This is a genomic window from Selenomonas sp. ND2010 (genome assembly GCF_000702005.1).
In the GTDB taxonomy this organism is placed as follows: Bacteria; Bacillota; Negativicutes; order Selenomonadales; family Selenomonadaceae; genus Selenomonas_A.
In genome coordinates this window covers 1-24,403 of the sequence record NZ_JNKI01000030.1, presented here as the reverse complement: position 1 = coordinate 24,403, position 24,403 = coordinate 1, and the positions used below count along the sequence as shown (strand labels likewise).

Annotated in this window: 22 protein-coding genes and 2 rRNA genes; 22 read left to right on the top strand and 2 right to left on the bottom strand. The window is 47.6% G+C overall.

The features are described 5' to 3' along the window. The 4 genes from T504_RS0110340 to T504_RS0110325 form a co-directional block, all read left to right on the top strand. Positions 1-322 (top strand): 23S ribosomal RNA (locus tag T504_RS0110340); the annotation flags it as partial. 177 nt (positions 323-499) lie between these two features. Continuing rightward, a 5S ribosomal RNA gene (gene rrf, locus T504_RS0110335) occupies positions 500-616 on the top strand. 93 nt (positions 617-709) lie between these two features. Continuing rightward, the gene (locus T504_RS0110330; RefSeq protein WP_033171008.1) at positions 710-2,248 is read left to right on the top strand and encodes a hypothetical protein; all 1,539 of its coding nucleotides are present in this window, start codon (positions 710-712) and stop codon (positions 2,246-2,248) included. Positions 2,249-2,277: 29 nt separating this feature from the next. Further along, positions 2,278-2,586, top strand: a complete 309-nt coding sequence (locus tag T504_RS0110325; protein ID WP_033171007.1) for a hypothetical protein — start codon at positions 2,278-2,280, stop codon at positions 2,584-2,586. A 65-nt stretch (positions 2,587-2,651) separates the two neighbouring features. On the opposite strand, the gene T504_RS0110320 is transcribed toward T504_RS0110325, so the two are convergent. Continuing rightward, a complete protein-coding gene (locus T504_RS0110320) occupies positions 2,652-3,887 on the bottom strand; it encodes an LL-diaminopimelate aminotransferase (RefSeq protein ID WP_033171006.1) in 1,236 nt (411 codons plus the stop codon). Positions 3,888-4,368: 481 nt separating this feature from the next. On the opposite strand from T504_RS0110320, the gene T504_RS0110315 reads away from it, so the two are divergent. Then, on the top strand, positions 4,369-5,709 hold the full coding sequence (locus T504_RS0110315; RefSeq protein WP_033171005.1) for an anaerobic C4-dicarboxylate transporter: 1,341 nt from the start codon (positions 4,369-4,371) through the stop codon (positions 5,707-5,709). A 74-nt stretch (positions 5,710-5,783) separates the two neighbouring features. Further along, complete coding sequence (gene larA, locus T504_RS0110310) at positions 5,784-7,058, top strand: nickel-dependent lactate racemase family protein (protein ID WP_033171004.1); 1,275 nt, start codon at positions 5,784-5,786, stop codon at positions 7,056-7,058. A gap of 56 nt (positions 7,059-7,114) precedes the next feature. On the opposite strand, the gene T504_RS0110305 is transcribed toward larA, so the two are convergent. Beyond that, on the bottom strand, positions 7,115-8,002 hold the full coding sequence (locus T504_RS0110305; RefSeq protein WP_033171003.1) for a LysR family transcriptional regulator: 888 nt from the start codon (positions 8,000-8,002) through the stop codon (positions 7,115-7,117). A gap of 235 nt (positions 8,003-8,237) precedes the next feature. On the opposite strand from T504_RS0110305, the gene motA reads away from it, so the two are divergent. From motA to T504_RS0110225, 16 genes are all read left to right on the top strand, one after another. Further along, entirely contained in the window at positions 8,238-9,011 is a 774-nt protein-coding gene (gene motA, locus T504_RS0110300; protein ID WP_033171002.1) for a flagellar motor stator protein MotA, read from the top strand. Positions 9,012-9,015: 4 nt separating this feature from the next. Next, positions 9,016-9,897, top strand: coding sequence for a flagellar motor protein MotB (locus T504_RS0110295; RefSeq protein WP_033171001.1), 882 nt, complete (start codon positions 9,016-9,018; stop codon positions 9,895-9,897). A 57-nt stretch (positions 9,898-9,954) separates the two neighbouring features. Then, a complete protein-coding gene (gene acpS, locus T504_RS0110290; RefSeq protein ID WP_033171000.1) occupies positions 9,955-10,332 on the top strand; it encodes a holo-ACP synthase in 378 nt (125 codons plus the stop codon). Further along, the gene (locus tag T504_RS0110285) at positions 10,329-11,888 is read left to right on the top strand and encodes a bifunctional ADP-dependent NAD(P)H-hydrate dehydratase/NAD(P)H-hydrate epimerase (protein ID WP_033170999.1); all 1,560 of its coding nucleotides are present in this window, start codon (positions 10,329-10,331) and stop codon (positions 11,886-11,888) included. Before acpS ends, T504_RS0110285 begins: the two co-directional genes overlap by 4 nt. Positions 11,889-12,026: 138 nt before the next feature. Next, positions 12,027-13,049: a branched-chain amino acid aminotransferase gene (locus T504_RS0110280; protein WP_033170998.1), complete on the top strand. Its 1,023-nt coding sequence runs from the start codon at positions 12,027-12,029 to the stop codon at positions 13,047-13,049. Positions 13,050-13,213: 164 nt separating this feature from the next. Further along, the gene (gene cdaA, locus T504_RS0110275) at positions 13,214-14,053 is read left to right on the top strand and encodes a diadenylate cyclase CdaA (RefSeq protein ID WP_033170997.1); all 840 of its coding nucleotides are present in this window, start codon (positions 13,214-13,216) and stop codon (positions 14,051-14,053) included. After that, a complete protein-coding gene (locus T504_RS0110270) occupies positions 14,050-14,991 on the top strand; it encodes a CdaR family protein (RefSeq protein WP_033170996.1) in 942 nt (313 codons plus the stop codon). The genes cdaA and T504_RS0110270 overlap by 4 nt, the downstream gene beginning before the upstream one ends. 30 nt (positions 14,992-15,021) lie before the next feature. Beyond that, positions 15,022-16,644 (top strand): NAD(P)/FAD-dependent oxidoreductase, encoded by a 1,623-nt coding sequence (locus T504_RS0110265; RefSeq protein WP_033170995.1) that lies wholly within the window; start codon positions 15,022-15,024, stop codon positions 16,642-16,644. 44 nt (positions 16,645-16,688) lie between these two features. Then, complete coding sequence (gene glmM / locus T504_RS0110260) at positions 16,689-18,038, top strand: phosphoglucosamine mutase (protein ID WP_033170994.1); 1,350 nt, start codon at positions 16,689-16,691, stop codon at positions 18,036-18,038. A 2-nt stretch (positions 18,039-18,040) separates the two neighbouring features. Continuing rightward, entirely contained in the window at positions 18,041-18,847 is an 807-nt protein-coding gene (locus T504_RS0110255) for a sirohydrochlorin cobaltochelatase (protein WP_033170993.1), read from the top strand. 135 nt (positions 18,848-18,982) lie between these two features. Then, positions 18,983-19,342: an OadG family protein gene (locus tag T504_RS0110250; protein WP_033170992.1), complete on the top strand. Its 360-nt coding sequence runs from the start codon at positions 18,983-18,985 to the stop codon at positions 19,340-19,342. Positions 19,343-19,363: 21 nt separating this feature from the next. Further along, entirely contained in the window at positions 19,364-20,494 is a 1,131-nt protein-coding gene (locus tag T504_RS0110245) for a sodium ion-translocating decarboxylase subunit beta (protein WP_033170991.1), read from the top strand. A gap of 163 nt (positions 20,495-20,657) precedes the next feature. Continuing rightward, positions 20,658-21,359: a precorrin-2 C(20)-methyltransferase gene (gene cobI / locus T504_RS0110240; protein WP_033170990.1), complete on the top strand. Its 702-nt coding sequence runs from the start codon at positions 20,658-20,660 to the stop codon at positions 21,357-21,359. A gap of 18 nt (positions 21,360-21,377) precedes the next feature. Further along, positions 21,378-22,328 (top strand): ABC transporter substrate-binding protein, encoded by a 951-nt coding sequence (locus T504_RS0110235; protein WP_033170989.1) that lies wholly within the window; start codon positions 21,378-21,380, stop codon positions 22,326-22,328. 11 nt (positions 22,329-22,339) lie between these two features. Further along, entirely contained in the window at positions 22,340-23,356 is a 1,017-nt protein-coding gene (locus T504_RS0110230) for a FecCD family ABC transporter permease (RefSeq protein ID WP_051635327.1), read from the top strand. Between the two features lie 2 nt (positions 23,357-23,358). Further along, positions 23,359-24,141 (top strand): ABC transporter ATP-binding protein, encoded by a 783-nt coding sequence (locus T504_RS0110225; protein WP_081823430.1) that lies wholly within the window; start codon positions 23,359-23,361, stop codon positions 24,139-24,141. Positions 24,142-24,403: the final 262 nt, after the last annotated feature.

Here is a 24,403-nt window from a genome sequence, read left to right as displayed (position 1 = left end):
CTGGGTTCAGAACGTCGTGAGACAGTTCGGTCCATATCCATCGCGGGCGTAAGATACATGAGAGAGGCTGCTCCTAGTACGAGAGGACCGGAGTGGACGGACCGCCGGTGTACCAGTTGTTTCGCCAGAAGCATAGCTGGGTAGCTGCGTCCGGAAGGGATAAACGCTGAAAGCATCTAAGCGTGAAGCCCGTCTCGAGATGAAGTATCTCATAGAGTTAATCTAGTAAGACTCCTTGAAGAAGACAAGGTAGATAGGTTGGGAGTGGAAGTGCCGTAAGGCATGCAGCGGACCAATACTAATAAGTCGAGGGCTTAACTTAAGCAGCGAGTTAAGTTTGAAGGAACGAAGTGACGCGCAAACTTTTACGAGTCGCTTACTCCGAGCGAAGCGAAAGCGTAGCGAGCGAGTTTCCTTTAAAAGTAATTCATCCTAGAATAGTTCGTAAGTACATTTTCTTCTGTATAGTTTTGAGTGGACATAGTTCATTCAAAGAATATCTGGTGACGCTAGCTATGTGGTTCCACCTGTTCCCATACCGAACACAGTAGTTAAGCACATATACGCCGAAAGTACTTGTCTGGAGACGGACTGGGAGGATAGGGAGTTGCCAGTTAACGTAAGACATCTGCGTTTGTGGGTGTCTTTTTTTTATTGCTTATGATATAATAGCTTTTGTGACTATAATTAATTTTGGGGTTTCGAATCTATGAAAAATGTGTATTCTTTGGTAGAACATTTTTATGAGGGAAAGTCCGCTCTCGATATGATTTTGCCACAGGATGTTGTAGAAAAATACCTGCGCCGGAAAGCTTGGCATGGGGTTACTGATGATGAACTGAAAGAAGTATGGACAATTATTTCGCTGGTTATCGTTTATGTAGAGCAACTCGATCTTTATTCGTTGAGTTCACTGACGGTGAATGATTATCAAGAACTTGTATATCGTTATCAGCAGGAAGATCGTGACTTTTCGTTGAATGAAGGATCTGTTATGCATCTGCTGACGATTTTGGAAGAGTTTTATGCGTATCTGCATCGATATGGTAAGTTTGATGATTTAGCCACGTTCATGAAGGTCGTAAAGGCGTCGTTTATGAAGGGAAAACAATTTTGTATGCCGCCTCGCCGCTCCGCTGATGAATTTTACAGCTCCTTAGAGCATCGGGAAGATGTTTCGGATGAAGAGATACAGCGACTCAATGCTTTGATGGACGGCCTTCTTCATCGCATGGATGCTTTTTTTCGCAAACCCAAATACAAAATGGATTTAGACCGGGCTGTTATGATGTATGTAGGGCCGGATGTAACGGATTTGGGCGATGATCTTTCCGATGAAGAGGCACGGGCTTTTTGGCTAAGCTTTTGGGATTTTTTCCTATTCGATTATCATCTGTTGAGTTCGGATGAAACGCCAGTACACCTCTTTTACCAGAAAGAACAAGAGAATCTCTCGCCTTCCGAGCGAGATATTCTGCTGGATTTAATGCAGGCAAAGTTTTCGGTGTTTTCCATTGAATATTTCGATGTCGATTTTGTTTCCTGCCGGAACCTATTGACGGATGAAATCCTGGATTTGCCGATGCCGATCTTGTTGGATGATAAAGTAGAGGAATGCCTGTTGTATGGACATATCCATCGCAAGGGTGTCATGATGCTAAATTATGTTACGGTGCTTCCTGCCAGCAAAAAATTGCAGAAGCGGATGAAATCGGAAATTATGAAGCAATATGAACTCTTCAAATGTCAGGCGCCGGAGGCAACGATGGAAGAGTTTTTGGGTCGTGAAGCTGGTGCTGTCCGTCATGCCTTGAACATTTTGGCACGTTTTGCACAGCTTAAGGTGGTTCATGCAACGCCTGTGGAAACAATTGCGGAAGAGGTGGCGGTTGATTTGGCAATACCCGAGCATGATCGGGAAGCACTCCATCATTTCGCCATAAAATTTGGTATGAGTCAATATTCCGCTAAGTTGGTGCTTCGTTTGTTTGAAGATTATTGTGCGGTATCTGGATGTCCGTATCGGGAGATGAATCCTTCGATTCTCATTACGGCAGCGTTGTTGAAGTTTGCTGAGATAAATGGTACGGATCTATCGAGTTTGCCGGAAATCGTCAGTTTCTTGGGAGCTGCGATGGATGACGTATTGAATTGCATGGTGGATATGAGAGAGAAACTTGGCTGTTCGTTGTTTGACCCGCGTTATTTGTCCGAAGAGGGATTTATCCGATCGATGTATTTTGAATAAACCTATCGGTATAGCAGGAGGTACTGTGCATGGAAGAAAAAGAACCAGAAGTAAGAGTTATGTCGGATTCGGAATCCAACGATTATGATGGTATTACCATTGATGAGAGCACAGGCAGAGAAGAAGAAAAGATAAAGCATACCGACCATATCGTCTTTCAGACTCTGAGTTGGAAGGATTTGTTATTTGGCCGTATCAGCTGGGTTAACCGCATCGCGATTATCCTTACGTTGTTGGCAATTGCGGCTTTCGTTATCTTCGTGCTGGGACCGCTTATGTTAGTATTGGCTGGGGTCGGCATTGTTGTATGGTGGGTAATTAATCTATTTTTTCATTAAAGACACAAAATGCCCCGTTGACTTTTGGTTGAGTCAACGGGGCATAATTTTTTTGTTAGTAGTGATTAGAAGCGAAGTTTCGTTTTGATGCGGTCGACAGCGCGAAGGGTGTTTTCACGGTCGCCGAATGCCGTGAGACGGAAATATCCTTCGCCACAAGGACCAAAACCTGCTCCAGGAGTACCGACGATATTTACCTCCGTGAGGAGTTTGTCGAAGAAATCCCAAGAGGACATGTTATTGGGGGTCTTGAGCCAGATGTATGGGGCATTGACACCACCGTAAGCCGTGATACCAGCAGCTTCGAGGCCCTCGCGGATGATGCGGGCATTTTCCATATAATAGCCAACGAGTTCTTTGACTTGCTGCTGTCCTTCCGGTGTATAGATTGCTGCAGCACCGCGCTGAACGATATAAGCCGTGCCATTGAATTTTGTCGTGTGGCGGCGATTCCAGAGCTTGTTGAACTCGACAAGAGTTCCATCGGCAGCGCGGCCTTTAACAGTTTTCGGAATGATGGTGTAACCGCAACGCGTACCAGTAAAGCCAGCCGTCTTGGAGAAGGAACGGAATTCGATAGCAACGTCTTTGGCGCCTTCGATTTCGTAAATGGAACGTGGGACATCTTCTTCTGTGATATAAGCAGCATAGGCAGCGTCGAAGAGAATGACCGACTGATTCTCACGGGCATAGTCAACCCATTTTTTCAGCTCAGCACGGGAGAGCGTAGTGCCCGTTGGGTTATTCGGGCAACAGAGATAAATCATATCCACATGCTCTTTGGGAAGTGCCGGTGCAAAGTTGTTGCTGGCATCGCAAGGAAGGTAGGTGACGCCCTCAAAATGACCATCTGCCTGCAGGGTACCAGTACGGCCCGCCATAACATTGGTATCAAGGTAAACTGGGTAGACGGGATCTGTGATGGCAACTTTGTTGTTGAGGCCAAAGATTTCCTGAATGTTGCCACAGTCGCTCTTGGAACCATCGCTAACAAAAATTTCATCCGAATCAATGGAAATACCGCGCTTGGTATAATTGTTTTCAATAATTGCGTCGGTTAAAAAGGAATAGCCCTGTTCCGGGCCGTAACCGCGGAAGGTTTCCGCGTGAGAAAGTTCATCAACGGCTTTATGCATAGCTTCGATGCAGGCAGCTGGCAGCGGTTGAGTGACATCACCGATGCCCAGGCGGATGATATCGGCCTGAGGGTTCGCTTCTTTAAATGCGGCGACTCGGCGGCCAATTTCCGCAAAAAGATAGCTGCCGGCTAATTTTAGATAGTTATCGTTAATGGTTGCCATAAACAATACCTCCTGAATAGTATGACTTCTAATATAACTTTTTAGCATATTATACCATATCAATATGCATTCTCAATAGCAAACAAAAAAATATTTTTTCTTTATGAACGGCTTTGCAGGTGTTTTGCGGATGATGATTAATGTGGGTTAATATATAATAAATAACAATAATTATTAAATATTTCTATAATAAATAGTGTTTACTTATAAAATGGTCTCTAGTATAATATAGCGTGGGTTCAGGGAGATTGTATTGTAATTGGCACGATTCAGAATAGTTAATCATATTTTTTTTGTGTTAGCAGGAATTTTATTAGGTATGACGAATTAGTATGCCAAGGGGAATCCAATACAATCCATCTGGGTTGTGTGTCACTCTTATCTATGCTCGAAATAATTTATATTTATGTTTGCGGCTTAGGTAAGGAGATGGGCACAGAAGAGTTTATGTTTTTATTTTTTTAGGAAGGGAGATTTCACTATGGAAATGCTTCTTGGTTTCCTGGTGCTGCTGGCATGCTTAGTGGTGGGCGTGCGTCATGGCGGCATCGGCCTGGCTGTTGTCAGTGCAATAGGTCTTATTATCTTCACGTTTGTATTCGGTTATAAACCGGGTACTCCTCCAGTAAGTGTTATGCTTACCATCATGGCGGTTGTTACTTGCGCAGGCTTCCTGCAGACCGCTGGCGGTCTTACCGTTATGCTGAAGTATGCGGAGCAGTTCCTGCGCAGTAATCCGAAACGTATCACGCTTTATGCACCGCTTACGACTTGGTTCCTGACGATTCTCTGCGGTACGGGTCACGTTGTTTACACGATGTTCCCGATCATCTATGATATCGCAATCAAAGAGGGCATTCGTCCGGAGCGTCCGATGGCTGTTGCTTCGGTTTCTTCGCAGATGGGTATCAGTGCTTCCCCGGTATCTGTTGCGCTCGTTGGTTTCATTGGCTTCTTTACGGCTGCAGGCCTGCCGTATACGGTTCTGAACCTGCTCATGGTTTCCATTCCGGCTACGTTCTGCGGTGTTGTTGTGGCCGCTCTTTGGAGCTATCGTCGTGGTAAAGAGTTGGCTGATGATCCGGAATTCCAGGAGCTCATTAAAGATCCAGAGGCTAAAGAATATGTTTATGGTGATTCGGAAAGCCTCATCGGCAAAGATATGCCGTCTTCGTACTATCATTCGATGTACATTTTCCTCATCGGTATCGTGGTTATTGCTATCCTGGGTAACTGCCCGCAGCTGCTGCCGGCATTCCCTAATGCTAAGGGTGTTCTGAAGCCGATTTCGATGACGACGGTTATCCAGATGATCATGCTCCTCATGGGTGCAATCATGCTGTTCACTTGCAAAGTCAAGGCGAAAGATGTTGGTAACAGCCAGGTATTCCGTTCTGGTCTCGTAGCTGTTATCTCCGTTTATGGTGTTGCCTGGATGGCAGATACGTATTTCTCCAACCACATGGCATTCCTCAAGGAAGTTCTTGGCTCGGCTGTACAGAATTATCCGTGGGCTTATGCGCTGATTGCGTTCTTTACTTCGAAACTTGTTAACTCGCAGGCAGCTGCAGTATCCATTGTCGTTCCGATGGCTCTGGGAATTGGTACCGATCCGGTAATCATCATTTCCTTCATCTCGGCAATTTATGGTTACTTCTTCCTGCCGACTTATCCGTCTGACCTGGCCTGCATTGGTTTTGACCGTTCTGGTACGACGAAGATTGGTAAGTACATCTTGAACCACAGCTTCATGATTCCGGGACTTCTCGGCGTATTCACGGGCTGCTGCGTTGGTTTCGTAATTGCACATATTCTCTACTAATCATTAGCAGAGGTTAAAGAAAAAGATGACATTTGCTGATGTCATCTTTTTCGCTTGTATGGGGGGATTTCTTGATGAAAGAGTATACGTTCCATTATGGTCACGGGACTAAATCCTTTTCACTCGATGAGTCAAAAGTAATTAAAGAGATCGAGATGCCGGCTGTGGAGCCACTGGTTGATGTAAAGCAGGCAGTGCTCGATGCCATTTACAATCCGATTGGTCAGGCACCTATCAATGAGGTTATCAAACCGGGAGATACGGTCACTTTTATCTGTAATGATCCGACGCGGGTGGCAAACAGCTTTGATTTCATGCCTGTGTTAGTCAATGAGTTCAACAAATTAGGCGTTCCCGATGAAAACATGCAAATTGTCTTTTCGCTGGGAACGCATCGTCTGATGACGGAAGAGGAGATGGCAGAGGGTGTCGGCGAGGAAGTAGCGAAACGTATCAAAATGTTCAATAGTGATTGCAATGTTCCTTCGGATTTTGAGTATTTTGGTACTACCAGCCGTTTTACCCCTGTACTTATCAATAAGCACATTTGTCATAGTGATCATGTTATCCTAACAGGAACGATTGTTCATCACTATTTTAGTGGCTATGGTGGTGGACGCAAGGCTGTTTTGCCTGGATGTGCTGCGATGGAGACGGTAAGAAATAATCATAGCTTTATGATGGACCCAAATGCTGGACTGGGGCGGACAATTGGCAATCCGGTTTATGAGGACCAGATGGAAGGTGTTGCTCTATGGGCAAAGGGACGCAGCGTAATTTTGTTCAATGCGATTCTCGATGCGGAACATCGTTTCTTGAAAATATTTGCTGGCGATTATATCAAGGCACATCAAGAGGCATGTAAGTTTGTTGATGAGGTATATGGTGTGCCGATTTCCAAGCAGGCCGACGTCACGATTGTCAGCTGTGGTGGTTATCCGAAAGACATCAATGTCTATCAGATGCAGAAAACTATGGACAATGCCGTGTTGGCCACCCGTCAGGATGGTGTGGTTATCCTGTTGGCTGAATGTGAAGAGGGAAGTGGCAGCAAGGTACTCGAAGAGACTTGTCGCGAATTGAAGACTGCTGACGCAATCGAAGCAAAACTTAAAGAACGCTTCGTTATTGGTGCCAACAAAGCGTATGCGATCACGCGTCTTTCGAAGAAAGCGCACTTCATCCTGGTTACAGGACTGGACAAACAATTGGCTAAAGATATGCTGTTTGCTGGGGCTGTTGACAGTGTGGAAGAAGCGTTGGAGCTGGCCGAGCAGTACGTGGGAAAAGACCCCAGTTATATTCTCATGCCGACGGGCAGTTTAACGGTTCCTCTGTTAAAGGCATAAGCGCATAAAGGCAAACAAAAAGAACGCATCCGTGGATGCGTTCTTTTTGTTTGCCTTTAAACTTCGCGTTTCTGTTTGAGCAGGTCTTTGCAGAAGTCGATGAAGGATTGTGCGGCTTTGGAAATATAACGGTCCTTTTTCCAAGCAAGACCGACATCGACAAAAATTGGATCGGCGAGAGGGATTGCCTTGACACCTGGCGTGTCTTCGACTACCATATCTAAGAGGAATGCAACGCCAACGCCATTGGCAACAAGGCCTTTGAGTGTAATGACTTGGTTGGATTCCAGAACGATGTTTGGCGTTATGTTTTCGGTTTTCATTTTGGAAAGAATAGTCTGACGCAGGAAGGAACCTTCTTTGAGCATGATAACGTTCGTATCGGTGATGTCCTGCAGCGAAATGCTTTTTTTCTTAGCCAGCGGGCTGTTCTCCGGTACGCAGCACACGACCTGGTTTTTGGACATAGGGAGAAGTTGCAGATGATTTGAAGCGCCGGAGATGATGATAATACCGAAATCGAGATCGTCCTGTTCTAACTGCTCACGGATGGACATCGAACCTTCTTCGTGCATGAAGATATCAAGATGGGAATATTGGCGCTGGAAACTCGAGAAGATTTTTGGGAAGAGATATGCTCCCATCATGGGTGGGATGCCAATTTTGATGGTACCTTTTTGGAGCTGTTTGTAGTCGTTGACTTCAAGAACAGCATCCTGAATGTTGCGGAGCGCAAGTTCGACCCGGTTGAGGAAGACGGCTCCTTCTGGGGTTAGAGACAATTGTTTTTGACTGCGGTCGAAGAGCTGAATGCCGAGTTCGGCTTCTAATTTTTTTATCGCTACGGTGATGTTGGGCTGCGAAACTCGCAGTCGCTCGGCAGCTCTGGTGATATTCCGCAGACGGCTTGCCATCTGGAAATATTCAAGTTGTCGTAATTCCATAGTATCGCTTCTTTCTCTATAAACTAGTTTTATTCGGTTTTTATTATATCATACTTTTCACGAATATATGATAAGATAACAAAAATTTATTATGGAAAATAAAAAAATATTTTTAAAGTGGTTCAGTAGGATTTTTCCGCTGGACATGGAATATATAAGTATGTGACATAAGGATGTAATGTGATTCGGGAATCGTTTCCTGTTTATTTACGGAAAAATTAGGGGGGCTATTATTTTGGAAATTTCAACTGTCATAGGTGCGGTAGGCGGTCTTATCTCCGTATTTGTGGGTATGATCATCAAGGGCGCACCGATCAGCTCATTAAATAACCCAGCCGCATTTCTTATCATCATCTGCGGTACCTTCTCTTGCTTGTTTACGGCATTCAACATGAATCAGCTGAAAAAGCTGCCTGGTTTGGTTAAGATGGTTTTCTTCAAACCAGCTCTTCATGAGAAGGCAGAGCTCTTGAGTCTTTTTATTGAGCTGTCTCAGATTGCTCGTCGTGAAGGTATTCTGGCGTTGGAGAGTAAAGTTCAAGACATTGATGATCCGTTCTTTCGTACCGGGTTGAGCATGGTTATTGATGGTATGGATCCGGATTTTGTCGGGGATGTCTTGGATGCTGAGTTGGCGGTCATGCAGGAACGTCATGCAGAAGGACGTGCGATGTTGGAGCAGGCTGGTCTGTATGCTCCTACCCTTGGTGTATTGGGCGCCGTTATCGGTCTTATCGCAGCTTTGGGTAACTTGAACGACGTTAACAAATTGGGTCATGCTATCGCTGCAGCATTTGTTGCTACGATTCTCGGTATTTTTACTGCATACGTTGTTTATCTGCCGATGGCCAATAAACTGAAATTGCTGTCTAAGGCAGAGGTCAGCGAAAAACGTATGATCATTGAAGGTATCCTTTCTCTGCAGGCTGGTGATTCGCCGACGCAGATTGAGGCTAAGCTTATGGTATTCATCCCGCAGTCCGAGCGTGAAGGGCTGAAGAAGGAGTGATTTGATGGCTAGAAAGAAACATGCAGCGCCTCATGAAGAGCATGAAGGCGAGCCTTGGCTCCTGCCGTATTCTGACCTCATGACGCTTTTGCTGGCACTCTTTATCGCTCTGTTCGCTATTTCGCAGACGGACCAGAAGAAGATGTCAGAGTTGTCGCAGGCCTTCAGTTCGGCTTTTAATATGGGTGGTCCTTCTTTTTTCAACCAGATGGGACCGAATATGGGCCGTCGAGCAGAGATGCCATCCGATGAAGATAAGGGTAACCATGCTTATCTGGCGGAAAATCAGCAGCTCGAGGAAATCCAGAAAAAGATGCAGGAATACATCGAGCAGAATAAACTGGATGATCAGCTGAGCACGGAGCTTAACGAACAGGGACTTATGATCCGTATCAAGGAACGGGCCCTGTTTCCCTCCGGGTCGGCAACGTTAGCTGGACAGGCACAGTCTATAGTACCAGTGGTTGCAGGAATCCTTTCCTCAGTGCCGGAGCGGGTAGTGGTGTCTGGTCATACGGATAATGTGCCAGTCAGCAATAGTCAATTCCCTTCCAACTGGGAGTTGAGTTCTGCGCGTGCGCTTAATTTTATGAAGGCTTTGCTGGCCAGCAATTCCGGTCTTAATCCGAAAAGATTCAGTGCTATTGGATATAGCGAATATCGCCCGATTGCTGACAATGCAACGGACGAGGGTCGCACGAAGAATCGTCGTGTGGAAATCTTTATTGCGCGCAATTATCGGTTTAATCCGGATGAAAAGGATCCTAGCAAACAGACGAGTTCGCCAGATACTGGTGCAGATGGTATGCCAACTAGTGGCACAACCAATAACATTCCAGCTACAAATGGCGCGGCGGGCAGTTCGATGACAGGGACAACATATTGATTTATAAGCCGGCCTTTAGGCCGGCTTTTTTGTGCAATAGGATAAGGAGGAGTATGCTTGATTTTAGGCGTTGGAACAGATATAGTGGAAGTGAGCCGTGTAAAAAAGGCGATAAATAATCCGCGGTTCTGCGAACGCGTGTATACGGAAGCAGAACGGCAATACTGCGAAGGCCGTGGGATGCAGCGGGTGCAAAGCTATGCGGCACGGTTTTCGGGAAAGGAAGCGATACTCAAAGCCTTTGGTACGGGACTTCGTGAGGGAACGATGCAGGACATTGAAATCCTGCCGGATGCTTTGGGATGCCCGCAAGTCAAATTGACTGGTCATTTTGCCAAGCTCGCTTGCGAGAAAAAGGTTGAGAAGGTTTGGATTTCGCTGAGCCATACGAAAGAATATGCTACAGCGCAATGCGTGATGGAGGGAAAGAAATGAAGGTATCGTTAAGCAAGGAAATGCGGGAAATCGACAAAGTATCGCTCGAACAATATGGGCTGCCGGCAGTGGTGCTGATGGAAAATGCAGGTCATCGAGTGGCAGAGGCTTTGGCGACGCTCATAAAAGGGGTGGCCGGAAAGACGATATGTGTGTTGGCAGGCAGTGGCAATAATGGCGGGGATGCCCTTTGCGCTGCTCGGCATATACAAAATATGGGTGCAAAAGTAAAAGTGTTCTTAGCGGGGGATGACACGCATTTTTCTGAAGCGGCTATGGTCATGTATCGTGCGCTCAATGCGATGAACATTGAAATGCATTCGTTGGAAAGTGATCGGGATTGGGATCGTTTGCATTTTGCGTTGAAGTTTGCGGATGGTGCGCTGGATGGAATGCTCGGAACAGGATTTGAAGGGGAATTGCGCAAAAAAAATCTGCGGATCATCGAAGAATTAAACAATGCCAGCTGTCCTGTGCTGGCAATCGATATACCTAGCGGTGTAGAAGCAGATACAGGGAAAATTTCGACCGTAGCGGTAAAAGCGGATATGACATTGGCTTTGGGGCTTCCGAAGATTGGTCATTTGCTAAGCCCTGGCGCAGATATGACTGGAGAATTACTGGTGGATGACATAGGCATTCCTCATGACCTATTGTCAGGAAACCAGATTAAGCAGAATTTGCTTGACGATGCCGTCGCAACGGAATTGCTGCCGGCACGCCCCCGTTCGGTTCACAAGGGGACCTGCGGCCGGATTCTCGTGGTAGCAGGTTCGCGAGGGATGACCGGTGCTGCTGTTTTGGCCGCAAGTGCTGCCTTGCGGGCTGGAGCAGGTTTGGTCACGTTGGCCGTTCCACAGAGTGTTCATGCGGTGGTGGAAGCTAAGCTGACAGAGGTTATGACGATACCTGTTCCGGAAACGGAGGATGGTGTGTTAGGTGGCGAAGCGGCTCTTTCGTGTCTGCTTTCACTGGCGGAAGCTTATGATGCCGTGTTAATTGGGCCAGGATTGGGCCGGGCAGACCGCACGCAGGAATTGGTCCGGATTTTTGCGTCGAAAGTTACGAAGCCGCTTATTCTGGATGCTGATGCGATTTTTGCATTCCAGCGTCAGCCCGATGATTTATGCAAGATGCAACAGGTGCCCGTGCTGACTCCGCATCTTGGGGAGATGGCTGGACTTTTGGGCGTTACGGTTCCGGAGCTTCGCGAGTCGTTGGTTCCCATTGTCCGGGAGGCGGCCGCTGAATACCAGAGTGTATTCGTAGTAAAGAGCGAATGTACGCTGATTGCTTATCCGGATGGCGATGTATTCTTTACGACAAAGGGAAATCCTGGTATGGCAACAGCGGGGGCTGGGGATGTCTTGGCTGGTACTGTTGCTGGACTGATGATGCAGACGGAAAGTGCGTTGGCACCGATGCTAGGGGTATACTTGCATGGCTTGGCAGGCGATCTCGCTTATGCAGACAAAGGCGAAGGCTTGGTTGCCTCCGATATTCGGGAAAAAATACCGGAAGCACGCCAGTTGCTTCGTAAGAATCAGCAAGTCTGACAGAACAAATGTCTTTTCAAAACGGATTGCATTTTCAAAAATATTGCAGGGAAAAGAAAAAAGTCGGTTTACAACTTGACAACTGTACAGGGCGGGGCTAAAATAAAGTTACTTTGATGAAAGAAAAGGGGCTTTACTATGGCAAATGTAAACGTTGACTGGGAGAATCTTGGATTCGCTTATCAGCCAATCACAAAACGTTATGTAGCGAACTACAAAGATGGCAAGTGGGGGAAAGGTGAACTCACGGAAGATGCTAATGTAGTCCTCAATGAGTGTGCTGGTATCCTGCAGTATTGCCAGGAGGTTTTTGAAGGTCTCAAAGCGTACAAAACGAAGGATGGCAGAGTAGTGACCTTCCGCCCGGATATGAATGCGAAGCGCATGATCGATTCGGCAAAGCGTTTGGAGATGCCGCCGGTATCCGAGGAAATGTTTATGGAGGCAGTAGATCAGGTCGTCGCTGCGAATAAGGATTGGATTCCGCCGTATGAAACAGGTGGTGCTTTGTACCTTCGTCCGTATCTTTTTGCCACGGGGCCGGTTATTGGCGTAAAGCCGTCGGATGAATATCAGTTCCGTCTTTTTGGTACGCCAGTGGGCTCTTATTTCAAGAACGGCGTAAAACCGATTACGATTTGTGTTAGTGACTACGACCGTGCTGCTCCCCATGGTACTGGTAATATCAAAGCGGGGCTTAACTATGCGATGAGTTTGTATCCGTATATTTTGGCCCATGAAAACGGTTATGATGAAAACATGTATCTTGATGCAGCAACGCGGACGTATGTTGAGGAGACTGGCGGCGCTAATTTCCTGTTTGTTACCAAGGATAATAAGATCGTTACCCCAAAATCTGATTCGATTCTGCCGTCTATCACACGTCGTTCGTTGGTTTCGCTGGCAGAAAAAATGGGTTATACGGTTGAGCATCGTCCGGTCAAATTCACGGAACTCAAAGATTTTGCTGAGGCCGGTCTTTGCGGTACGGCTGCTGTTATTTGCCCCGTTGGCAAAGTGGTCAACCATGGCGAGGAGATTTGTTTCCCCAGCGGCATGGAAAAGATGGGGCCTGTGCTTACGAAACTTTATCAGGAACTCCGTGGAATTCAGATTGGCACGATTGAAGCGCCGGAAGGCTGGATTCGTGAAATCAAATAAGGGCGTTTTTGCCGATGCAGGTCTGCTGTTTGAACAGCAGACCTTTTTTCAGCTAATTTTGAGAATTTAGGATTAAAATTTTTTGACGGTAACAAGGATTTCTATGGAAAGAACTCGAATAGTTTTTTAGATAGAATGATATACGACAATGGGGAGTTTTATATATGCCGTTTGATATTACAATGCCGATACAATTTCATGGAATCTTATCGACGATTGGTTGGTTCGATTTGATTGACATCTTGATTGTAGCTGCCATTTTATATAAAATTTATGTTATGCTGAAGGATACCCGGGCCATTACACTGGTGAAGGGTGTTCTTGTTTTGTTGGCCCTTACGATGGTCTGCAGCTGGTTTGAACTGCATGTTATTTCTTGGCTGTTGCAAAAAGCGGTAACGTTGTTGTTCGTGGCATTGCCAATCGTCTTTCAGCCGGAACTTCGCCGGGCACTTGAGCATCTTGGTCAGGGAACATTCTTTGGAACGGCAGCGTTACTCAATGATGAACAGGCTCGTTCGGTGGTGAATGAGCTGACAAGGGCGGTCAAGCAGCTTTCGGCTACGAAGACTGGTGCATTGTTAGTCATTGAACGCGATATGGGGCTTAACGACATCAGTGCGACTGGTATTCAGATTGATGGACTCATAACGGCAGATTTTCTTTTGAATGTCTTTATCGTCAATACGCCCCTCCATGATGGGGCAGCTGTCATTCGCGGCAATCGTCTGATTGCCGCCGGTTGCTTGTTGCCGCTGACGGAAAATCGCACGCTTTCTACGGAGCTGGGCACGCGTCATCGGGCAGCAATTGGGTTATCGGAGCAATGTGACGCGCTCGTTGTGGTGGTCAGTGAAGAGACAGGCACGATTTCTGTTGCGGAAAATGGTCATATTATCCGTCACCTTGATGTGGAGACGCTCAAGGCCATTTTGATGCCGGCCTTTGCTTCACCGGATGCCGGCATCAAAGATATGGTTCGGAATTGGAGGAAGAAAAGATGATTTCAAGCCTTCGCCATATGATACAACATAATTTGGCTGCGAAAATCGTGGCACTTGTCGTGGCGGTTGTCCTTTGGGGCTATGTCATGAATGACCAGAATCCGGCAATCGAGGGGACTTATAATGTACAGATTAAGTTGAAAAATGTGCCGGAAGGGTATAAGATTTCACAGGAAAACGGGACCGTCAAGGTTAAAGTTCGTGGGGCAAGGTCCTTGTTTGTCACGACCAATTCGGAGGACTTCAAGGCGTATGTTGATTTGAAAGATGCCGAAAGTGGCAAGAAAGCCTACAAAGTTCAAGTGGATACTCCTCAGGGCTTTGAAGTTGTCGATGAGAAGCCGTCAACGGTTGAGGTGACACTGGATCGTATTGTGGAGCGCAAGGTTCGGGCTATTGTCAATGTCAATGGCGCACCAGCACCAGGTGTGGCGGTAGCGAAAGTAAGCCAGGCAAGTTCAGAAGTGGTGGTTGAGGGACCGGAATCGGCTGTCAATGAAGTCGATCGGGTTATCGGCTATATCGGACTTACTGGGAAGAATGACAGCGATTTTGACATTCAGGTTCCGATGACAGCCATCAATGCCGAGGGCCGTGAAGTGCAGGAGGTTGTGGTAAAACCGTCCAAGATGTACGTTTCGATTCAGATGGCACGCGGCCTTATGAAGAAAATTGTCACGGTCCAGGCGTCGATTGCCGATGATTTAGGCAAGGGGTATGAATTCGTTGGCTCGAAGGTGGACCCGTTGAAGATTGAGATCGCTGGCAATGAAAAGGCGATTGCTGGCGTGGATACGCTGATGACGGAGAAGATTTCACTAGCGGGAGTAACCGGAAATACGGATCGTACGGTCAAACTGGTTCTGCCGGAAGGGATTGCCGTTACCAATCAGGAGGTCGTAGTACATCTCTTGGTAAAGGAAAAGAAGAAAGAGTAAAAAGATAATATAATGGAGTGAAGGTTACAAGTGATTCGGATACGAAATTTTCAGGTGGCATTTGACGATGAGTCCAGCTTGGAAGAACTTGCAGCCCGACGCTTGAAATTACCACCTCAGGCCGTGCTTGGGGTGGTAATTGTGCGTAAGGCTGTAGATGCAAGACGCTATCGTGGTGCCCCCGTGCAATTTGTTTATATGCTGGATGTAACGGTGACGGAACCGGAAAAAAAGGTTCTGCAGCGTTTGAAGCGGGATAAGAATGTAGAGCTTATAAAGCCGGTACTTTCTACTGCACCGGCACTGCGGATTTATTCGGAAAAAGAAAAACGACCGGTGGTGGTTGGCTTTGGTCCAGCGGGGATGTTTGCCGCGTTGACGTTAGCGAAAGCTGGCTTTAAACCATTAGTCTTGGAACGCGGCCAAGATGTGGATACGCGACATAACGATATTCAAAAGTTTTGGCAGGGCGGTGCCTTGGACGTTCAGTCCAATGTCCAATTCGGCGAAGGTGGTGCGGGTACCTTTTCGGATGGCAAATTGACAACACGCATTAATGATAGTCATATGGCAGATGTTATCGAGGCATTTATTCAGGCAGGAGCACCAGAGGAAATCCGCTATCTGCACAAACCGCATATTGGGACAGATCTATTGCGAGGCATTGTTAAAAATATACGGTTGGAGATTATCCGCCTGGGGGGGGAGGTGCGTTTCGGTTGTCAGGTTACCGATTTGGAACGAAATGCCGCTGGTGCTATGGAAGCAGTAATTGTCAATGGTGAGGAGCGGTTCGAAGCAAATTCGGTATTCCTGGGGATCGGCCATTCGGCCCGTGATACGTATCGCATGTTGCTTAGCAAGGGGATTCCTATGGAGGCCAAGCCGTTTGCAATGGGCGTGCGCATTGAGCATCCACAGGAATTTATCGATCGGGCGCAGTATGGCGAAGATGCTGGCCATCCGCGCCTGCCAGTGGCGGATTACGCATTGACTTATAAGGATCCAGTGACAGGCCGTGGTGCGTATTCTTTCTGCATGTGTCCGGGAGGGCAAGTCGTAGCGGCGACGTCAGAGCGTGGTCATGTCTGTACTAATGGCATGAGCAATTATCATCGCGACTCAGGGATTGCTAATTCGGCGCTTTTGGTGCAAGTGGGGCCCGATGATTTTGGCCAAGAAGTCTTAGCCGGTATGATGCTGCAGGATAAACTAGAAGCGATGGCTTTTGATTTGGGGGGGCGCAATTACTTTGCGCCAGTTCAGACGGTTGGTGATTTTTTGGGTGGCACTTCAGGTTCGACGCAGTTTTTGACAACACCGACTTATCAGCCTGGGGTCAAGGCGGTGGATCTTCATGACGTTCTGCCGGAATTTATGACAAAGACATTAGCGGGAGCTCTGCCTTGGTTTGACCGAAAGATTCCGGGATTTGCCAACGAGGGAGCAGTGATGACAGGCATTGAAGCACGTTCTTCAGCACCATGCCGTATTCGCCGTGATCGCGATTCGTTTATGGCAGAAGCTGCGCCGGGGCTGTATCCGATGGGAGAGGGCGCCGGCTATGCAGGAGGCATTATGAGTGCTGCTGTGGATGGCATGAAAGCCGCACTTGCATTTTTAAGCAAAAATGTGCATACTATTAAGAGTTGATACGAATTTAGAAAATTCTTATTGAGAAATAGGAGGATATACTAATGGCAAGATTATTTGGTACGGATGGTGTCCGTGGAGAGGCAAATGCGGTTTTGATGCCGGAGATGGCATATCGCCTGGGGCGTGCTGCTACGATTTACTTTGGCAAGGAATCCGAAGAGCAGCCGCTTATCATTATTGGCCGCGACACCCGTCTGTCCGGTGAGATGTTTGAGGCTGCCCTGACGGCAGGTATTTGCTCGGCTGGTGGACGGGCAATGCTGGCAGGTGTCATCCCGACACCGGCCATTGCGTATTTGGCTCGCCGCCATAAGGCAAAAGCTGGTATCGTTATTTCGGCATCTCATAATCCGTTCCATGACAATGGCATCAAGTTCTTTGGTGGGGATGGCTACAAACTGCCGGATGCTGTTGAGGATGAACTGGAAGAAATCGTTCATCAGCTGGAAAATGATGATAATCTTGCTCGTCCGACTGGGGACAAAATCGGTCATATCGAGTATCGTACGGACTTGTTGAATCAGTACATTGAGTTCGTCATGAGCACTTGCTCGGAGCGTTTCGATGGCATGAAAATCGTTTTGGATTGCGCAAATGGTGCTTCGTACCAGGTTATGCCGCGTATCCTCCGCGAATTAGGGGCGAAGGTCAAAGTTATCCATGCGCTGCCGAATGGTGTGAATATCAACGACAATTGCGGTTCCACGCATATGGAGTCGCTGCAGAAGGCCGTCCTCGAAAATGGCGCGGACTTTGGTATTGCTCATGATGGTGATGCGGATCGTACGCTTTGCGTGGATGAAAAGGGCCAGATTATCGATGGAGACCATATTCTTGTCATGTGTGCACAGGATATGATGAAAAAGGGCACATTGCCGTACAATACCGTCGTTTCCACGGTTATGGCAAATATTGGCTTCCACAAGGCAATCAAAGAAGCTGGCGGCCGAGTAGAAATCACGCAGGTTGGCGACCGTTATGTCTTGGAAAACATGATGAAAAATGGTTATAAAATTGGCGGCGAGCAGTCTGGACATATCATCTTCTCGGATTATGCAACGACAGGGGATGGCCCGATTACGGCACTGCAAGTATTAAGCTCCTTGAAACGTAGCGGCCGTAAAGCATCGGAGCTCACGGCATTGATGACGACTTATCCACAGCTCCTCGTAAATGTTCGGGTGGCAACGAAAGAAGGCTGGGAGGAAAATGAAGCCATCAAGGCAGCGATTGCCGAAGGCAACAAAGAACTTGGCAACGATGGCCGCATTTTGGTCCGTCCGTCTGGTACGGAACCTTTGATTCGTGTTATGGCTGAAGGTCCGGATCAGTCGCAGCTCGATGTTATCTGCCATCGCATCGCCGATGTTGTCAAGAAAGAGCAGGGGTAAAATTGAGCGTTCCAAAACAGGCGCTGGTTTTTGCCAGCTTTGGTGTCAGTGATGCACGAGCTCGTCAGTCCAGTCTGGATGCGGCAGCGGAACTGCTAGCAGAACGCTTTTCGGCATTTGATGTCGTTCAGTGTTATACGTCAAATTTTATCCGCAAGCGGTTAAACGGACTGGGGCTGTCAATTTCGTCATTGCCCGAAATGCTTGCCCGTTTGGCAGAGCAGGGGTATTCTCGCGTGTTGATTCAGCCCTCTCATTTAACGCCTGGTGAAGAATTCGATGGCAAGGTAATGGCAGCTGCCGAAGAAGCTAAGAGCTGGTTTTCCGATGGGCTTATTGTCGGACGGCCAATCTTCGATTCGGCGGCGGACTATCGTGCGGTGTTGACGGCAATCCTACCGGAATTTTCCTTGGGGGAGAATGAGCAGCTGGTGTTTTTGGGACACGGGTCCCCACATCGACACAATCCTGTTTATGAACGGTTCCAGCAAGTGGTAGATGAATGCCACTTGCCGGTTCATATTGGTGTGCTTGAGCCATCGGATACGCCCAATCTTCCGATGGTTATCCGCCGTTTGCAGCAGTGCGGTGCCCAGCAAGTCTTATTGGCGCCGCTGCTCCTGGCGGGGGGCAGCCATGTGACTCGAGATATGGCTGGGGAGACAGAGTCTTCCTGGAAAAGTCAGCTGATTGCTGCTGGTTTTACGGTTCGTACCAGGCTGCAGGGCCTTGGTGAATATCTGTCGTTTCGCGAACTTTATGTTTTGAAGGCACAAAAGGCCTTAGAACTTAGTGGATGGTTAAAATAAGAGGAATTTTCGGATAACTTTAGGCTATTATATAAATTCAATAAAAATATTTTTATTTTGCGAAAATTCCTTTATAATAAAACTATGGTTACCTAATATTCGGCATTATAGCCCAAATCTAAATGAGGTGAGTTTATGTCACATCCAGTAACTACTAATCCATTAATTATCATGTTGATTAACATGACAGTCGTATTCTTAGTGTTGACCGCATTGGGACTTGTGATTAATCTGATTCATATGATTGACCCGACGAGACCAAAGGAAACGAAGCGGGAAGAAGTGCTGCCAGCTGAACCGGCGGCAGTAGAGCCGGCTCCGGTGGCGGAAGCAGCTGCTGATGAGAAGGGGATTTCTCCAGAGGTTGTGGCTGTTATCGCTGCGGCAATTGCCAGTTATGGTTATGGCGTTGAGCAGATTCGTGCCATTCGTCCAATTCAGCGTGAGGGTTGGAAGAATTCGGGCCGTATGCGTTTGTCGAATCGTCGGTCGTAAGGCAGGGAAGGAGGAATTATCATGGAGCTTTTAAATGCATTCGTCGTATCCCTGCAGGCTGTTTGGGCTGACAGTGGTTTTTCGGCTTTTGAGGCCGGCAATGGAATCATGATTCTGGTCGGTTTGGTACTTCTCTATATGGCAATTGTCAAAGAGTTCGAGCCGTTGCTCTTAGGCCCGATTGCCTTTGGCTGCATCCTGGCTAATTTCCCGCGCACGGGCTTTTTGGAGGAGCCGGGGCTTATGCAGGCAATCCATTACGGTATTGCCAATGAAATCTTCCCGCCGCTTATCTTTTTGGGGATTGGCGCGATGACGGATTTTGGTCCGTTGCTCGCTCGTCCTGTTACGCTGCTCTTGGGCGCAGCTGCTCAGATCGGTGTATTCGTTGCTCTCGTTGGTGCAATGCTTCTGGGCTTCAACGTGCAGGAGGCTGGTGCTATTGGTATCATCGGTGGTGCTGATGGCCCGACGGCTATTTATCTTTCCATTCAGATGGCGCCGCACCTTTTGGGCGCGATTGCTGTAGCGGCTTATTCCTATATGTCGTTGGTTCCGCTGATTCAGCCGCCAATCATGAAGCTGCTTACGACGCAGAAAGAGCGTGAAGTCACTATGGAGCAGTTGCGTCCGGTCACGAAGTTCGAGCGCGTCTGCTTCCCCATCGTTGCTGCCATTGTCATCAGCCTGTTGCTGCCGCCAATTGCGTCACTGTTGGGCTGCTTGATGCTCGGTAACTTGTTCCGTGAATCTGGTGTTATGGATCGCCTTTCCGATACGGCGCAAAATTCACTGTGCAACATTGTTACGATTTTCCTGGCAACAGGTACTGGTATGACGATGAACGCACATGACTTCCTCGTTCCGCAGACGCTTATGATTATCGGCTTGGGGCTTGTCGCCTTCATTGCTGGAACAGCTGGTGGTGTCTTGTTCGGCAAAATCATGTGCCGTGTTTCCGGCTGGAAAATCAATCCGTTGATTGGTTCGGCAGGCGTGTCGGCTGTGCCAATGGCTGCTCGTGTCAGCCAAATGGTTGGCATGAAAGCTAAGCCGGGCAATTATCTGCTCATGCATGCTATGGGCCCGAACGTAGCTGGGGTTATCGGAACGGCTGTTGCCGCTGGTACGATGCTCGCAATGCTCAAGTGATGGGTTTATAAAAGCTGACTGGTCTATTGACCGGTCAGCTTTTTTGTATTGCTGGGGAATTGTCATGGACGGTGTTTGACATAGGTTATCAACAGGTGTAAAATTTTGTCATGTGTAATAGACGCAGCAAGAATTTACGAAAAATTTGGAGGTACCTGTAGATATGCGTGGTATTTTTTATGGAATTGGCGTAGGCCCTGGTGATCCGGAACTTTTGACCGTGAAGGCAATTCGAGCCATTGAGAAGGTGGATGTTTTGATTGCGCCCAAGACAGAGAAGAAGGATGGCAGTGTGGCACTTTCCATTGCCCAACCATATCTGAAGGATGATGTGGAGATTGTCTATCAGGTATTTCCAATGGTTAAAGGATTTGCCGAAAACAGCACGGAGGCCTGGGAGCAAAACAAAAGAGAAATTCTTGACCTGTTAGAATCAGGTAAAAATGTGGCTTTTCTGACGTTGGGAGATCCGATGTTTTATAGTACATATATTTATGTGTATCGGCTGTTAGAACATGAGAATATTGAAATCCAGACGATTCCGGGAATTCCAGCCTTTGCGGCAATTGGTAGTCTTATGGGGTATCCCATTGTCGAAGGAGATGACGTGCTTAGCATCGTGCCGGCAACAGCACCACCAGAAAAAGTGGAAAAGGCAGTACAGGCGGCAGATAATGTGGTTTTGATGAAAGTTTATAAAAACTTTGATGAGGTCACCGATATGCTGGTTAAAAATGATATGGCCAAACAGGCTGTCCTCGTCAGCCGTGCAGGACTTTCCGATGAGAAAATCATCCGAGATATTGAAAAGCACAAGGGAGAAAAACTCAATTATTTGTCGACTATTTTGACGCGGAAAAACTGACGAAGGGAAGGGTAGGGAATGAAAAAGATCCTGTTCCTAATGCTATTGGTTATGGCAGTTGTCGTTTCCGGGTGTGGTTCTTCGCCAAATGCGGGCGGTTCGGAAACTTCGGCGGCTTATGCAGTGATAACGGATGATTTGGGTCGTGAGGTAGTCTTAGCGAAGAAACCAGAGCGCATTGTAGTGACATCGGCATCTTTTTTGGAACCGTTGGAAGCGGTGGATGGTGCCAAACTGGTTGTAGGGCGTCCGGATTCTAAGACGAAGATGCCGGCATTTGCCAAAGATTTGCCGAGCGTTGGCAAAGTCTATCAGATCGATGCAGAGAAAGTTTTGGCTTGCAATCCGGATTTGGTTATCATCAATAAGGGCATGAATGAAAAGTTAGTCGATGCCCTGGAGAATAACGGAGTCAAGACGCTGGTCCTGGATATGAAGAGCTATGAAGATGTCAAGCGTGAAGTCACTATTCTGGCACAGGTGACTGGTGCCAAGGATAAAGGCGAGCAGCTGGTCGCAGCTATGGATGCTAAAATCCAGGCGGTACGGGACAAGATTCCGCAGGACAAGCGGCGGGTATCGGTCATTCATAGCACCAATCAGGGCTTGACTGTTCAGCTTGAGGGAAGTATTGCTGGCTCCGTAGCTAAAATGCTTGGCTGGGAGAATGTGGCAGCTGGTACGACTCCTTTAGAAAAGAATCCTGATGCTGCCCCATACAGTCTTGAAACTTTGGTGGCGCAGAATCCGGAATTGATTTTTGTCACCAGCATGGGGAAGATGGATGCCATCAAGAGTGAGATGGATGAGGAGATGAAGAAAAATCCTGCTTGGCAGACGGTGCACGCTGTTCGCGAGGGAAAGGTATATTATCTTCCACAGGATCTCTTTTTGTTGAGCCCGGGGATTCATTATCCAGAAGCGGTAGAGATGATGGCAAAATGTGTTTACCCTGAGGTATTCCAATAATGAAGACAACAATGGAACAAAACATTCCGGGATGCGGTCTGGAAGCAGAACGCATCTCCAAGCGGCGGATATCCCTTTTGGTGGTATTTGCCGTTTTGGCGTGTCTGGGATGTGTGATAAGTATCATGAAGGGCTCTGTGGAGATTCCTTTTGCTGAAATTTTTGGCGTTTTTTGTGGACAAAATATTGGTACCCATCAGCAGATTTTGATGAATATTCGTTTGCCACGAACGTTAGTGGCAGCTTTGGTGGGAATGAATTTGTCGCTTTCGGGAGCTATCTTGCAGGCCATTATGAAAAATCCACTGGCTGACCCGCATATCATCGGCATTTCGTCGGGCGCGGGATTAGCGGGGATACTCGTGATGTTGTTGCTGCCGGAGCTCAGCTGGCTCATTACGCCAGTAGCATTTGTGGGAGCGATGGGAGCTGCTGTGATGATTTATATTCTCGCCTGGAAGAATGGCATTCGGCCCATTCGCATTATCTTGGCTGGTGTGGCGGTTTCTGCCTTCTTTGGAGCTGGTATTTCTGCGATGATGATTTTTTATAGTGATCGGGTTCACAGTGCGCTGATGTGGATGGTAGGCGGGCTATCCGCTAGAAGTTGGCCACAGGTGGAAATGCTTTGGCCTTATACTTTGTTGGGGCTGTTGCTGGCAATTTTGTCGGCAAGGCATCTCAACATTCTTCAATTGGGGGATGAACTAGCTCGCGGCCTTGGATTATCGGTGGAAAAGACAAGAATTTTGCTGACAGCGGTAGCGGCAATCCTAGCTGCAAGCGCGGTGTCGGTAGTTGGGCTGTTGGGATTTGTCGGCCTCATTGTACCCCATGCAGCTCGTCTTTTGATTGGTTCAGATCATCGCTTTCTGTTGCCGGCCTGTGCGTTATTGGGGGTGGCAGTGGTGACTTTTAGTGATACCTTTGCCCGTACGGCCTTTTCTCCGGTGGAACTTCCTGTGGGAATTATCATGGCTGTGCTTGGCGCGCCGTTTTTCCTGTTCCTGCTAAGAAAGGAGCTGTGAGTATGGCGTTAACTGTTGAGAAACTAAATGTAAAATTGGGGCATAAGGTAATATTGCAGGACCTTTCGGTTTCTTTCCCTACGGGCAAACGGACTGCCGTTATCGGACCTAATGGCGCTGGAAAGTCAACGCTGCTTCGAACAACGGCTGGCTTAAATGGCAATTATCATGGCTGTATCCAGCTTAATGGCATTGATATTCGGACGATTTCCCGTCGAGCTATGGCACAGAAGCTGGCAATCCTTCCGCAAGGCGCGACAGTGCCCGTGGATACTACGGTGAAGCAGCTGGTGGATTATGGTCGATTTCCTTATCGCAGTTGGTTTCATTTGGGAAATGCCCAAAAAGATCGCGAGGCGGTAGAGTGGGCAATGGCAGTTACCAAAGTGGAGCAATTTGCTAACCGGCAGTTGCAGACTCTTTCTGGTGGAGAACGGCAGCGAGCTTTTTTGGCGATGGCGTTAGCTCAACAGCCGGAATTTTTATTGCTGGATGAGCCGACGACGTATCTCGATATTGCGCATCAATTAGAAGTCATGGAGATTGTGACGCATATTAAGGAACAATATGGCATGACGGTTATCATGGTGCTTCATGATATCAATCACGCTTTGCAATATGCAGATGAATTGGCGGTTCTGACGAATCACCAGATAATTGCGCAGGGGGCGCCACAGGATATATTAACGGTCGATATGCTGGCCAAAGTGTTTCATGTAAAAGCAGATATATTTACCAATAGCCAGGGAGCGGCAGTGCTCTCTCCAGTGGAGTTGGTAAAATAGGAGAATCCGCTGACTCGAAAAGAATTGGCGGATTTTTAGCAAGTTACAATTTGCAGGGGAGTAGTACCCAGTTCATGTTCGAGGTAAGTCGCCGGCGGCGGGGGCCCCAGTACCAACGCTCCACCGGTGACAACCCGCTACAAGAAATTTTTGCCTTTAATTAAGAGTTGGAAAACAGTTAAACGCGCTTCGCTTGGACGAAACTGCTTTTCCAACGAGAACGCAGGCAAAAATTTCTTGCTTCACGCGGAACGTCAAGGCT